This is a genomic window from Oleiphilus sp. HI0066, assembly GCF_001635725.1.
Genome location: NZ_LWFH01001222.1, coordinates 1 through 13,979 on the forward strand (window position 1 = coordinate 1; position 13,979 = coordinate 13,979).

14 protein-coding genes are annotated in these 13,979 nt (G+C 44.5%); 7 read left to right on the top strand and 7 right to left on the bottom strand.

Going from position 1 to position 13,979, the window contains the following annotated elements; translation table 11 throughout:
• Window positions 1-298 precede the first annotated feature (298 nt).
• The 5 genes from A3738_RS16850 (at window position 299) to pdxH (ending at window position 3,461) form a co-directional block, all read left to right on the top strand.
• Entirely contained in the window at window positions 299-556 is a 258-nt protein-coding gene (locus A3738_RS16850) for a DUF2282 domain-containing protein (RefSeq protein ID WP_068476000.1), read from the top strand.
• A gap of 28 nt (window positions 557-584) precedes the next feature.
• Complete coding sequence (locus A3738_RS16855; RefSeq protein ID WP_068502996.1) at window positions 585-1,451, top strand: DUF692 domain-containing protein; 867 nt, start codon at window positions 585-587, stop codon at window positions 1,449-1,451.
• Window positions 1,441-2,277: a DNA-binding domain-containing protein gene (locus A3738_RS16860; RefSeq protein ID WP_068475998.1), complete on the top strand. Its 837-nt coding sequence runs from the start codon at window positions 1,441-1,443 to the stop codon at window positions 2,275-2,277. The genes A3738_RS16855 and A3738_RS16860 overlap by 11 nt, the downstream gene beginning before the upstream one ends.
• A 29-nt stretch (window positions 2,278-2,306) precedes the next feature.
• On the top strand, window positions 2,307-2,753 hold the full coding sequence (locus A3738_RS16865) for a DoxX family protein (RefSeq protein WP_068475997.1): 447 nt from the start codon (window positions 2,307-2,309) through the stop codon (window positions 2,751-2,753).
• 69 nt (window positions 2,754-2,822) lie between these two features.
• On the top strand, window positions 2,823-3,461 hold the full coding sequence (pdxH, locus tag A3738_RS16870; protein ID WP_068475996.1) for a pyridoxamine 5'-phosphate oxidase: 639 nt from the start codon (window positions 2,823-2,825) through the stop codon (window positions 3,459-3,461).
• Here the strand turns inward: pdxH and A3738_RS16875 are convergent.
• From A3738_RS16875 to A3738_RS16885, 3 genes are all read right to left on the bottom strand, one after another.
• Window positions 3,410-3,991 carry a hypothetical protein gene (locus A3738_RS16875; RefSeq protein WP_068502994.1) on the bottom strand — a complete coding sequence of 194 codons (582 nt, stop codon included), beginning with the start codon at window positions 3,989-3,991 and terminating at the stop codon, window positions 3,410-3,412. The genes pdxH and A3738_RS16875 overlap by 52 nt on opposite strands.
• A gap of 62 nt (window positions 3,992-4,053) precedes the next feature.
• Entirely contained in the window at window positions 4,054-6,225 is a 2,172-nt protein-coding gene (uvrD, locus tag A3738_RS16880) for a DNA helicase II (RefSeq protein ID WP_068502992.1), read from the bottom strand.
• 181 nt (window positions 6,226-6,406) lie between these two features.
• Window positions 6,407-6,778 (bottom strand): VOC family protein, encoded by a 372-nt coding sequence (locus A3738_RS16885; RefSeq protein WP_068475993.1) that lies wholly within the window; start codon window positions 6,776-6,778, stop codon window positions 6,407-6,409.
• A gap of 249 nt (window positions 6,779-7,027) precedes the next feature.
• Between A3738_RS16885 and A3738_RS16890 the strand changes: the two genes are divergently transcribed.
• A complete protein-coding gene (locus tag A3738_RS16890) occupies window positions 7,028-9,802 on the top strand; it encodes a GGDEF domain-containing phosphodiesterase (protein ID WP_197472509.1) in 2,775 nt (924 codons plus the stop codon).
• Between the two features lie 5 nt (window positions 9,803-9,807).
• Here A3738_RS16890 and A3738_RS16895 read toward each other — a convergent pair whose 3' ends face one another.
• Both A3738_RS16895 and A3738_RS16900 read right to left on the bottom strand, forming a co-directional pair.
• Window positions 9,808-10,545, bottom strand: a complete 738-nt coding sequence (locus A3738_RS16895; protein WP_068475991.1) for a sulfite exporter TauE/SafE family protein — start codon at window positions 10,543-10,545, stop codon at window positions 9,808-9,810.
• Between the two features lie 21 nt (window positions 10,546-10,566).
• On the bottom strand, window positions 10,567-11,286 hold the full coding sequence (locus A3738_RS16900; protein ID WP_068475990.1) for a pirin family protein: 720 nt from the start codon (window positions 11,284-11,286) through the stop codon (window positions 10,567-10,569).
• Window positions 11,287-11,400: 114 nt separating this feature from the next.
• Here A3738_RS16900 and A3738_RS16905 point away from each other — a divergent pair, with 114 nt between their 5' ends.
• Window positions 11,401-12,471 (top strand): PQQ-dependent sugar dehydrogenase, encoded by a 1,071-nt coding sequence (locus A3738_RS16905; protein ID WP_197468920.1) that lies wholly within the window; start codon window positions 11,401-11,403, stop codon window positions 12,469-12,471.
• Between the two features lie 309 nt (window positions 12,472-12,780).
• Here A3738_RS16905 and ybaK read toward each other — a convergent pair whose 3' ends face one another.
• A complete protein-coding gene (gene ybaK, locus A3738_RS16910) occupies window positions 12,781-13,257 on the bottom strand; it encodes a Cys-tRNA(Pro) deacylase (protein WP_068502989.1) in 477 nt (158 codons plus the stop codon).
• A 64-nt stretch (window positions 13,258-13,321) separates the two neighbouring features.
• A complete protein-coding gene (gene ppa, locus A3738_RS16915) occupies window positions 13,322-13,849 on the bottom strand; it encodes an inorganic diphosphatase (RefSeq protein ID WP_068475988.1) in 528 nt (175 codons plus the stop codon).
• Window positions 13,850-13,979: the final 130 nt, after the last annotated feature.

Sequence of the window (13,979 nt, forward strand, 5' to 3'; positions counted from 1 at the left end):
AATAACCCGATAACCAAGATTAGAAAAATAATCTTGGTAGTTTTCCCAAATTCTTGGCGTTGCCCACAGACCGTGCACAAAAAACAATGATGTCATGATACTACTCCTTGAATGCGCATTTTGTTCAGAGAAGCGTTCAAATTCAAGCGTTTAAATCTTAGAAATATGGCCAGAAAAAGAGTTTTTCTAAAAATAATCAAAAAAAATATGAACTTCCAAAACCCCTACTAGTCTTTATTTGGGACGGAAGCGCGCAGTCGTCATCAAAAATATCTAATCAAAAAAAGAGGAATAATAGATGTCAAAGGTAGCAACACTAACTAAGTCAACCATCGCTGGTCTTGTAGCAATGGGTGTAATGGGTGCAGCGTCTGATGCGGTTGCAGGAAAGCCAGGTTTTGAGAAATGCCAAGGTATTGCCAAAGCAGGTATGAATGACTGTGGTACGAGCAAGCATAGCTGTGCTGGTCAAGCAACGGTTGATGGTGACCCAGAAGAGTGGGTATATGTTCCAGAAGGAACATGTAAAAAAATCGTTGGCGGTAAAGTGAAGTAACATTTTGCAGCGTACTGGACTAAGAGCAATGAACTCAGCTTCCCCTTTCTCTTCGCTTGAAGGCCTTGGTCTTGGTCTACGTTCGCAGCATTATCAAGACATACTCTCTGGACAGAATCATCCTCAATGGTTTGAAGCGCTAACAGATAACTATATGGGTGACGGAGGTTTACCTCTTCAATATCTGTCGCAAATAGCAGAACGCTTTCCCATCACCTTTCATGGTATCGGTTTATCTTTGGGTTCCTTAGACCCCTTGAACCAAGATTATCTAAAAAAACTCAAAGCGCTTGTTGATCGTTTTCAGCCAGCACTTGTTTCTGATCATTTATGTTGGACGAGCGCATCAGGTCTTCACGGGCATGATCTTTTTCCAATGCCTTATACAGAGCTTGCGGCAAAACATATTGCTGAGCGTATTGAGCAAGTCCAGGAATACTTAGGTCGCCAAATACTGATCGAGAATGTTTCCAGCTATCTTGAGTTTAAAGACAGTTATTTGAGTGAAGTTGATTTCTTGTGCGAAGTACTTGAGCGCGCAGACTGTTTGTTGCTGTGCGATATCAACAATATCTACGTGAGTGCTCAGAATCATCAGTTTGATGCTAAAGATTATTTGGCGCGACTATCGGCAGATCGCGTGAAGGAATTACACCTAGCAGGGTTTGAAGACCAGGGTACACATTTACTTGATACACATGGCGCCCAGGTACATGACGATGTTTGGAAGCTTTATGAAGAGGCGCTCAAGCGCTTTGGCTCTGTGCCTACATTGATTGAATGGGATACAGACATCCCAGAATACTCAGTGTTATTGAAAGAGTTAAGTAAAGCGAGACAGTATTGGGAACAGCATAATCATCACATCAAAGATCGGGCTGATTATGTCGCCTAAACCTGAAAGTAATGCGTTAAATGCATTACAAGATAAGTTTATTCATGGACTCTATCAGGGCGAAATCGCAAACGTAGAAGCCTTGATTTGCGATTCAAATAAACTGTCAGCCACACAGCATTTTGATATTTACCATGGCAGCATGCTCGGTAATTTCACTGCGTCATTACGTGCGGTTTTTCCGAGAGTGTTGGCAGCACTTGGTGATCAGTTTTTTGATGCCTTAGCGCGTCAATATATTAAAAATCACCCATCCAAAACGCCTAGTTTGGATGATTTTGGGGAAGGCTTTCCATGCTTTTGTGAAGGCTTCAAACCCTTGCATGATTATCCATATGTGAGTGATGTCGCTAGTGTCGACTGGTCTTGGCATCAAGCATTTCATAGCTGTGATGTATCGGCAGTTTTTGCGGCTGATCTTCAGAACGTCCTTGGTGTTGATCAAGCCAATATACAACTTGGTCTTCATCCAAGTCTCTCAATCATTCGGTCGGACTTTCCACTCTATAGCTTGTGGCAATTCAACGAACAGGAGAATGCTAGCGTTGATTCAAATAATGGGGCTAGTTTTTCCTTAGATGCTCCCGCAGAGATCGTTATGGTGTGGCGACAAGACTATCAGGTATGCGTGACATCAATTTCTCTGCCTGTTTGTGCGCTTCTTACTGCGTTCGATGAAGGATGTTCTCCTACACAAGCGTTCGAAAGAGCATTCGAGCAGCTTTGGCTAGAACAGAAGATGTATGACTCAGAAGAAGCTTTAGCGGCAGAGCTCAGTGAAGCTTGGAGCTTTCTTCTAAAACAAGGCGCGTTGACGCGTTTATAACGAAACAATTAAGTATAAGGATTTTTATAATGAGCGCTTTTCACTCAGCAACTTCTTTTATCCGTAGTGGTATTTCTCTCGTTAATCATGCGCAAAGTGGTTTAGCTCTCGTATTTCGTTTGGCGATGGCGCAAGTATTTTGGGCTGCAGGGATGACGAAAATCGCATCATGGAGCACGACACTTGATTTATTTGCGTGGGAATATGCGGTACCTCTGATTCCTGCTGTGCCAGCTGCTTATTTGGCAACGGGCGCTGAACTATTGTTTCCCGTGTTGCTTGTTCTCGGATTGGGGACGCGGTTTGCTGCAGGAGGTTTGTTTATCTTGAATGCAGTGGCTGCAATCAGTTACCCAGATATCAGCCCAGCAGGGATTAATGATCATTATTTCTGGGGCGCAGTACTTCTGACCTTATTTTTCTATGGTCCAGGTAAGTTATCTGCCGACTATTTTATCGACCGTAAGCTCTCATAAAACTTGATCTTTAAAGGTTATTGACGCGTAATTCACCTTATCGAAGTATTAGCCGGCTGAGGAGTCGTTGTGGATATTGGTGACTACCGTAGAGAGTACATGAGTGAAGGGATTGATGGAGAAAGCTTACACATTGATCCCGTTCAACAGTTTGAGATTTGGTTTAAGCAGGCGACAGACGCAGGCATTCAAGATTCGAACGCTTTCAGTCTTGCGACGGCAACCGAGCAGGGAATGCCATCTGTTCGAACCGTACTTCTCAAGCTTTTCGATGAACGTGGTTTTGTATTTTTCACGAACTACAACAGCCGCAAAGCCAAAGAAATCAAAGAGAATTCCAAAGCCGCCATGTTATTTCCTTGGCTTCCTCTAAATCGCCAAGTGCGCATTGAAGGGCATGTTGAGAAAATATCGAGCGTCGAATCATTTAAGTATTTCACGTCACGCCCGCGAGGGAGTCAGATTGGCGCGTGGTGTAGTGATCAAAGTGAAGTCATCGAGTCACGAAGTTTCTTAGAGCAAAAATACCACGAGGCGGCTGAAAAATTCCGTCAAGGAAATATTCCGTTGCCATCATTTTGGGGCGGGTACCGAATAGTCCCTAGTAGTTTTGAATTTTGGCAGGGAAGAGAAAGTCGCCTGCATGATCGTTTGTCTTACTTTAAAACTGCCGAAGGTGATTGGACGATCTCTCGTTTAGCACCTTGATCTTGCATCAGAATATCAATCAGCGCGCGTGTTTCGGATGGCTCACGCGCGGGCTCTGCTTTCAGTGATGCGAGTTCCGCTTCTAAATTCTCTAACTTTTGATGTGTGCTGGCTAATTCTTTTGCGCTTGCGCTGACCATAGAAGAACTGTCTACCATGCGTGCTTGTGTCAGACTAAGTACACGTGTGAGTTTATCTACGTGTGCCTCTGCTGTTTTTACTTGCTGAAAATATGCGCGCTGCTGGCTAATTTGTTCAAAGGCAAGATAACCCGCACCAATGCATGTGATTAACAGTAGCGGCGCGATTAACGAGGTGCGTTGTTGTTTCGCTACGCGACGTTCGTGTTGCTGGGCTTGCTGCACGGCTTCGCGTTGTTCAATGAGCGCTTCACGTTCTTGAATACGCTGCTCGCGGTTCATCAACTCTTTGGCTTTACTTTGATTGGCACGCTCTTGTTCAGCGACTTCTCTTTGAAGTTCTTGAATACGTATTTGAGAGAGCTCTAAAAGTTCAACTTCCGCGTTCATCTACTCGCCTAGATTTTTATTGTTAGATTCTGATTTCAGCCTCTTAACAAGGATTTGTCACCTTAAACCTTGCTAAGTTTCGCGTAGGAAAGCACTAACCATTTATTACCATGCTCTTCAAACATGACTTGGATGCGCGCATGCGGGCCTCGTCCTTCGTAATGAACAACGGTGCCATAACCGAATTTTGGATGAGAGACCAAGTCTCCTAACTGAAATTCAGGTGCGTCTTCAAGGTGACTAATATCAGACAAGCCAGCATTATTTCCACCGAAGGAAACGGGTCGCGATACAGCATTGCGTAGGCGCACTTCTTGAATATTTTCTGAGGGAATTTCGCGTACAAATCTCGAGATTGGATTGAACTTCTCTTCGCCATATAAACGTCGAGATTCTGCATAAGTTAGCACCAACTTTTCTCGTGCTCGAGTAACACCAACGTAGGCTAAGCGGCGTTCTTCCTCAAGCCTGCCTGGCTCCTCCATCGACATACTATGTGGAAACAGGTTTTCTTCCATGCCGGCCATAAATACCAATGGGAATTCCAGTCCTTTCGCGGAGTGTAAAGTCATTAACTGCACGCTGTCTTCATGTTCTGCTGCTTGTTGTTCGCCAGCATCAAGCGCGGCTTGGGCAATGAATTGAGCAAGGATGGGTTGCTCATCATCTTCTGGCTCATAGTCGTGGGTTGAGCCGATCAGTTCTTCTAGGTTTTCTTTACGAGCCTGTCCTTTTTCACCTTTCTCGGAGGCGTGGTAGTCCATCAAACCTGAGTCTTTTACCGCGGTTTCCGTTAAGGTGCTGAGGCTTAGTTCGTGGATTTGGGTCGAGAGTGTCTCGATAAAATCCATAAATTCAGCCAAGCCGGTTTTCGCTTTTCCTTTCAATGCGCCTTGCTCTAAGAGGTAAGCGCATGACTGCCACAAAGAACTCCCTGCTTCTCGTGCTCGTTCACGAATGAGTCCCATGCCTTTTTCGCCTACGCCTCGTGGCGGTACATTCGCGACACGTTCAAAGGCTGCATCGTCGTGTTGGTAATAACATAAGCGCAAATATGCCATCGCATTGCGAATTTCTTGGCGATCATAGAAACGTAGGCCGCCATAAATACGGTAAGGGATATTGGCGCGTATGAGGGATTCTTCGAGAATGCGTGATTGCGCATTAGAGCGGTATAAGATCGCAGTATCTTGACGAAGATTGCCTTGCTCTACCCAAGCAGAAATGCGATCTGCAATATAATTGGCTTCGTCTTGTTCATTAAATCCTGCATACAGGTCGATGAGTTCGCCATCTTTGTCATCTGTCCAAAGTTGTTTGCCTAGCCGACTGCCGTTGTTAGAGATCAAGGCGTTCGCAGCATTAAGTATATTGCCCGTTGAACGATAGTTTTGTTCGAGGCGCGCGGTATGCGTATTAGCAAAATCGCTTTCGTATTGGCGAATATTTTCAATTTTTGCGCCGCGCCAGCCATAGATACTTTGATCATCATCGCCAACCACCATGACCGGAATACGGTCTCCAGCGAGTACACGTAGCCAAGCATATTGTACGGTGTTGGTATCTTGGAACTCGTCTACTAGTAAGTAGCTAAAGCGCTCCTGATAATGCGAAAGAAGAGCCGGATGGTTCAGCCAGATTTCATGTGAACGCAACAGTAGCTCACCGAAATCGACGAGACCAGACTGTTGGCATTGCTCTTCATAATCGAGGTACAAACCATGTAGTTGCTTGTCGAAAGGATTTTTCGCAGGCGCTAAATGTTTAGCCCGAACCCCTTCGTCTTTTCGGCTATTGATAAAACCTTGTACTTGGCGTGGCGGAATGCGCGCTTCATCGATGCCGCGATCACGCATCAGACGCTTGATGATGCGAAGTTGATCATCGGAATCAAGAATCTGAAAATTCTCTGGTAATTCGGCTTCTCTGAAATGGGCACGTAAAAAACGATGAGCGATGCCGTGAAACGTCCCAAACCACATGCCTCGGCTCGGAATGTTTAGAAGCTCTTCAATACGCCCACGCATCTCTTTGGCTGCTTTATTGGTGAAGGTAACAGCCATAATAGATGTAGGACTAATGCCCTCGATTTGCATCAACCAAGCAATACGATGAACAAGAACACGGGTTTTTCCGCTTCCAGCTCCAGCCAATACGAGTAAGTTTTGCATAGGGGCTGCGACTGCTTCGCGTTGTGCGTCGTTTAAGCCATCAAGTAAATGAGATACGTCCATTAGGGTGCTACTTTGTTTTAACTATTCAGAGGGTCGAGAGTATATCAGGGCTTAACGACGCTTTTGAGCGCAAAATAAAAAGTAGTGGGGAGAGTTGTGTGTTGCTTGTCGTACAGAAAAAGTTTGTGCTTAAGTGAATCCAGCACCGATCGAGATGTTAGATTCAATCGCCAGAGTGGATTTAGCCGAACTCGTAAAAAGCCATTTTATTACCATCTGGATCTTTTACATATGCACCATAGAATGCATCTGGAACACGCTGGCCTGGCTCGCCATCGCAAGTAGCGCCAAGTGAAATCGCTTTTTCGTGAAGTGCTTTTGCATTGTCTTTTGAGCCGGCAGGAAAGGCCATCATCACGCCATTGCCCGGAGCTGGGTCTTGTTCATTAAACGGAATGCAGACACTAATCATTGGTTCTGACATTGATTTTCCGATGAAGGCAATGCGCCCCATATCCATTAAGACTTTGGCGCCGTAGTCACTGAACAAATCTGTGTAAAAAGTTTTTGCTCTGTCCATGTCTGTCACGCCGACAGTTACATATCCGATCATAATATTCTCCTATTCTTGATTGATGAATGCTGGATGAACTTACGCAGATCATTAGATTTCGGTTTTGCCTGTTTGATGAAAAAACGCAGTGTTTTATGCCAAAGAAAATGTGTGCACGTAGAACATAAACAAAGCGAGGAAAGACTTTTGTAATTTCTATCAGGAATCATTCAAGGGGCTTAGTCACATCCACTAAATTCTAGTACCATGGAATCAACCATAATAACCGTGCATATAGTTGTTCTTTCCGTGAAGCTCAGCCAAAAATTTACCCTAGCGTCTATGCCGCAATTAACGATGTTTGAACGCGTTGCATTTTATGCTGCGTGGTTGATCAGCGCTTTCGTTTGGTTATTGCATTTTGAGGCAAGCGCGAGTTCTTCAGTTTCATTGATTTCGAATGTACTTCTTGTCTTGCTTGCGGGCTTTCCTCTAGCGGTCTCTTTTTCTCAATCTGGTCGTTTTGACGCGTTTACGCACATTGAACCGTTTATTCCTGTCGTTATATCGATTGTGTGGTCATTTGGCGTCTTCAACTCGCCAAATCTATCTTCAGATTCGGTAACAGTATTCGTGTTGCTTGCCTTGTTAAATATCTTGCTTGGACGACCCTATGGCTTGCACCTTTGGCTCGGGATAAGCGCTCCCATTTTGGTATCTATGAACTATCTCATGCTGACAGCAGAGCCTTCACTGTCCGCAGCTACAATGACGATGGCAAATGTTTTGTTGATTGGGATGGGAATTCATTTAGGCGTTGTTGATAGAGGGCCTCAGCGTCGCAGCTCTGCGACCAAGAAGGCGAATGCCCAAGAATTAGCGCAATTACGTTATGAAAAAAATCGACTCAATAATGCCTTGATGAATACGGAAAAGGCGCTTGATCAAAAGATTAAGCAACGTACTGCCGAGCTTGAGCGAGCCAACTTACAGCTAAATCAACAAGTAGAACTTCGTAAATCGGTGAGTGATGCCTTGGTCAAAAGCCAGACGCGCTTGACGCAGGCAATCGAGGCTTCAAATCTTGGTTTAATCGACTGGGAGATCGCCGAAGGTCGCTATTATCAGTCGAATTTTCACGAGTTATTTGGCGATAAAGAATTAAGCTCTCAAGAAGTCATCGAGAGCCTTAAACGTATTGTGCATCCTGATGATTATCAAACACTGCGCGATACGCTGAATGATGCCTTGCAAGGTAATACGGTTGATTACCAAGTTCAATTTCGTGTGTGTGAAGAGCGCGATTGGCACTGGATGGAAGAGTCTGGTCGTGTCGTAGAGTTAGACGATGATAGGCATGCGCGTCGAATAATGGGCACACGTCGAGATATTCAGCACGAAGTACAGCGCAACGAAGAAGTCCGTTTAGCTAAGTCTGTGTTTGATCATACCTCTGAAGGAGTATTTGTTTTAGATCATCAACAGCGCTTTTTATCGGTGAATACCGCATATACCAAGATCACAGGCAATGAGTTAGACACGATCTTGGGGCAAGCCTTGTTAGATGTGAGTGAGACACCACAAGCGACTCAAGTATACAAACAAGTATTTGAGACCTTGCATGAGAAGGGGCAGTGGCAAGGTGAGTTATTGGAGCGCCGCCGTCACGGGGATTATTTTTCACAATGGACTCAGATCAACGTTATTCGAGATGAACGTGGAGGCATTAAATACTATGCCGGCTTGATCAGTAACATGAGCGATCATAAAGAGGTTGATGAGAAACTCGATTACTTACTGAATTATGATTCTCTAACCCGTTTGGCCAATCGAACGCAATTTCAGAATCAATTACATCGCGCTTTAGTGCGCTATCAAACCGATGATTTACCTTTCGCTTTGGTTGTCTTGGATATTGATCGCTTCAAGCATGTGAATAATAGCTTTGGTTACGAAGCGTCTGATCGATTGCTGCAGCTCGTGGCAGAACGTTTAAGTAACAGCATTCAACGGGTTGATGTATTAGCGCGAATTGGTGGTAATGAATTTGCCTGTATTGTGGCTTGTAGCCCGACTTTCCAAGTCAGAAAGTTTGCCGAGCGTTTATTCCATAGCCTAACGGAAAAACCGTATCGTTTAGGTGAGCATGAGCTGGTCTTATCTTGCAGTGTCGGGATCGCCATGCTGCCTGAGCATACTAACGATATTGAGACACTTAGACGTTTCGGTGCGTTAGCCGTGCAGAAAGCGAAATATCATGGCGGCAACCAAATACAAATGTTTGATGAGAGCTTGAAGACCTTCTCGCGAGAGCGATTAGAGATCGAAAAAGAGCTGCGTTCGGCATTGATGAATGATGAACTTGAAGTGCATTACCAACCTAAGCTTGATTTGAAAGAAGGTTTGATACTGTCTTATGAGGCCTTAATTCGCTGGCGACATCCTGAGAGAGGCTTGGTTTCTCCACAAGAGTTTGTGGAGATCGCAGAAGAAAACGGCCTGATTTCAGATTTAGGTGCGTTTGTTTTATATGCGGCTTGTCAGCAAACTAAAGCGTGGCAAGATCAAGGGTTTGGCGATCTCAGCGTGTCGGTTAACCTTTCACCTCGTCAATTATTAGAGCCTCATTTGAAGAGTATTATTATTGAGAGTATTGCCGAGTCTGGCCTTGATCCTCAATATCTTGAGCTGGAACTGACTGAGTCAGCTTTGAAAGAGGATATTCAGGGGGTGAGTGAACGACTTTCTGATTTGCGCGATATCGGTATTAAAGTATCGGTTGATGACTTTGGAACGGGCTATTCTTCTTTGAGTTATCTGCGCCACTTACCGGTCGATACCTTGAAGATTGATCGAGAGTTCATCACCAACATTGAGTTATCCAAAGAACAGCAAGCCATTACAAAGGCGATTGTGGTGCTAGGTTCATCGCTTGATCTAAAAGTAGTTGCCGAAGGTGCAGAAAACGAAGCACAGCTCGATCTTTTACGTGAGTTAGGCTGTGATTATGTGCAGGGCTACTATGTGTCGAAGCCTCTTGGAAAAGAGGCCATGCAAGTGCTTCTGCAACAGCAGAGCCAGTAATCTATTCAGATTGCTTTAGCGATCAGTCCGATACCAGAAAGCAATAACAAAGCACGACAAGCCTGCATAAATGTTTGTTCTGATAATCGTTGCTGAATACCTTTCCCAAGCCAAATTCCGAACAATGCAATCGGGAATAGTAATGCGCTGATCATGAATGACTCTTTGCTCCATTGCTCGTTCAACGTGTATGGGATGAGTTTCACGACATTCATGATCGCAAAGAATGCCGCAGCAGTAGCAAGCCAGGGCAATTTTTCCAATCGTCGCGATATGAAATAAATATTGATGGGAGGTCCGCCCGCATGCACAAGGGTGCTGGTGAGACCAGATGTGGTAGACCAAAACCAACTAGCTCGGGTTAATTTAGCGAAAATCGTTTGTAGGGATGCCCAGGTAGCAAACACAATCGATAATACGCCTAAACCAATCAGCAGCCATCGCTCAGGTAGACTCCCCATTGATAAGCCTCCAAGCAGTATCCCGATGAATGCACCTGGTAACAGTCGTTTGAGTTCGTTCCAATTAATATGTGAGCAGTAATAACGAAGTGTTTTGGCGTCCATTAATAGAAGTAAGGGCAGCGTAATTGCGGTTGCCTCTAGAACCCCTACTTTTAGACTCAGTAATGGAACGGCTACGACACCCGCTCCACCAGCGAATCCGGATTTAGAAATACCCGTTAAAACAAGGCCGATCATAGCGATCAGCCAAAAAATGGGGTCTTGCACTAAGTTCGTCATAGAGACTGTCCGTTGATGTACTTAAGGTAAGTCAAACCATAATGCCTCTAGTGGTGTTGATCTCGTACTCACTTGAATGGTCGACGTTCCTTCAAGTAATCCGCCTAATGCATCGGCATGATTAAGCTCAAGATCATCGTGTTCTGAGATGCTTGTGCCTTGGATATTGGCTTGCCCTTTAATGACATGAAGATAGGCGTTTTCACCTCGTGTTGCGAGCTCAATGGATTCGTTTTCTTCCAATCTTAAACGGTAGATACGCGCATTTTGATTTATGAATAAGGAATCTCCTTCGCGATCTGGCGTGACCAACGCAGTGAGTTGTCCTTGTTGCTCAATTGCACGTTGCTCATAATCTGGCGCAATGTTCTGCACATTTGGTTGAATCCAAATCTGTAAAAACTTCAGTGCTGAATCATTCGAAGCATTGAATTCTGAATGTTTAACGCCAGTACCTGCGCTCATGCGTTGAACTTCGCCAGCAGGGATAGTGTAGTCATTACCTGTGCTGTCTTTATGTGCGATTTCACCTTCAAGAATATACGAAATGATTTCCATGTTTTGATGCCCATGAGTATCAAAACCCATGTTTGGCGCCACAGTGTCATCATTGATCACCCGCAGAGCAGAAATGCCCATATGTGCGGGGTCATAGTAGTGCCCAAAAGAGAAGCTATGTTTGCTGTCTAGCCAGCCAACATTTGCATGGCCTCTGTCTTCGTTACGGCGTAGGTAGTTCATATGTTTCTCCTTACTATTATTCGAACTGTTATTCGATGGTTTCGGCTTTCAATCCAACCGAGAATGGCTCTAGTATATGAACCATCTTTTGGCTGAAAGACCGGAACTTATGCAATGAAATGTTCAAAAAAATTGCACAATCTAATGTGTATGGTGGTCGCGTGTTGCTGTATTCCAATGTCTGTTGCGAGTGAGTCGCGAATAGAACTTATTGCGAAAGGCTTCGAATTACCCTGGTCAATGGAATTTTTAGATGAGACAACACTGCTTGTTTCAGAACGGGCCGGGGCCATAAAAGTGCTTTCTTTGAAAGACAAAGGCCAAACATCGCTTAGAAATGTTTGGCCAGTGGCCTTTGGCGGGCAGGGCGGATTGTTAGATCTTGCTATCCATCCCGACTATCCAGAGGAACCGTGGATTTATGCCAGTTATAGCAAAGCACATTCTAATGGCACCTCAACAGCTTTAGCCCGTTTTCAGTTGACAGATGGCGCTATTACGCAACATGAAGAGTTGTTTGTGAGCAATGCTATTTCTTCTGGTGGTCGCCACTTTGGCAGCCGCATCGCATTTGATGATCAGGGCTATTTATTTCTCACCTCAGGGGATCGTGGAGAGCGAGATTGGGCGCAAGATTTGTCGAATCATGCAGGTACAGTGATTCGTTTACATGCTGATGGTCGAGTGCCTGCAGACAATCCATTCGTCGATCAAGCAGGCGCACAAGCTGAAATATGGTCGTATGGGCATCGCAACGCTCAGGGCATTGTGTTCGATCAAGATCGTGGAATTCTCTGGATTATCGAACATGGACCGCGTGGTGGTGATGAAATTAATCGTGTTGAGCGCGCTAAAAATTATGGCTGGCCTGTGATCTCTTATGGAAAAGAGTATTGGGGGCCAATAGCTGTAGGAGAAGGCACGCATAAACAAGGCATGGAACAGCCTATCAAATATTATGACCCTTCCATTGCTCCAAGCAGCCTTATGCTGCACAAGGGAGACTTATATGCAGGTGCGTTAAAGCTAAGGCATCTCAATTATGTAGCTTTAGATGGGGTAGGCCATGTTGTTTCAGAAGAGCGCCTATTCGAGTCACTAAATGAGCGCATACGAGATGTGGTTGAAGGACCAGATAACAGCGTTTACTTTCTTACTGATCAAGGGAACTTATATCGATTCTAATACTCATAGTTTCTTTGATGGATCCCATCGATTTTTTAGAGGTATATATTTCATCCACTAGATGATGGTTTCCGTAAAGTCTCTGGGAGGTAAATAATGCCTCCTATCTTCAATAACACGGGAAATAGTCGAGGTATTTTATGAGACGACGTGTTCAAAAACAGCGCAAGCAGCGCGTGAGACGGCAACGAATAGCCGTTAGACCTTCCGTCCTTAGTTGATTAAGGACTGACATCCTTCCTTTTAAATCCCTTTTCTTTTTTACAAACAATTGTGCTTCGTTGACTATTCACTTAATTACGCAATAAGTCACGAGTCTTCATTCACGATATTTGCCGAAATAGCTTGGCAGATAGGAATCAGATCTTGTGGTGCGACTTCTATATCTAAGCCACGTTTACCCCCGCTGACCAACATAGTTTCTAGATCAGAAGCTGAAGCATCAACAAGGGTTGGCAGTCGTTTCTTTTGAGCAAATGGGCTGACGCCACCTTTGATATAGCCAGTTGATCTCTCTGCTTTTTGAATATCGGCCATAGAGGCTTTTTTAGATTTAAGTGCTTTCGCAGCGCTCTTAAGATTGAGTGTTTTGTCGACAGGTAAAATAGCGCAGGCAAGCTTTCCTTTATCTAATTCGATCACCAGTGTTTTAAATACGATCTCAGGGGCTAGGCCAAGTTTGTCAGCGGCTTCCATTCCGTAAGCGCCGTAATTCGGATCATGATCATAGGGGTGAACGGTGTGAGCAATTTTGAGCTTGTTCAAAAGTTGGATGGCGGGAGTCATCTAATTTTCCTAGCACTTAAAAACAAAAAAGGGCCCGTAGGCCCTTTCTATTATCAATGTTTGCTTACTTTTTGAAAGCTGCCACTGATTTCTCGATTGAAGCGCGTGCAGCGTCTGCATTTTCCCAACCGATCACTTTTACCCACTTACCTTTTTCAAGATCTTTATAGTTCTCGAAGAAGTGTTGAATTTGGTCTTTCAACAATTGTGGAAGGTCGTCAACGTCTTTAACGTCTTGGTAAATAGTGCTCAGCTTGTCATGAGGAACAGCAACAAGTTTCTCATCACCACCTGCTTCGTCTTCCATATTTAGCATGCCAACAGGACGACAACGAATGATAGAACCTGGCATTACTGGATATGGTGTAATGACCAATACGTCCAATGGGTCACCGTCATCTGCAAGCGTATTTGGGATAAAACCATAGTTTGCAGGGTAGAACATTGGTGTTGCCATGAAACGGTCAACAAGAACCGCGCCCATGTCTTTGTCGATTTCGTATTTGATTGGATCTGCATTAGCAGGAATTTCAATCGCAACGTAGATGTCATTTGGCAGGTCTTTACCTGCTGGGATATTGTCAAAGTTCATTTCAAATTCCTAAAAAAAGCGCTAAAAAATTTAGGCGGCGATTATACGTACAATCTGCTGTGAAACCAAGAGATACAAGGCGTCTAGGCAACTCCTTAGTGTAAGTAGAAAGACCTTGGAAAGATATTCG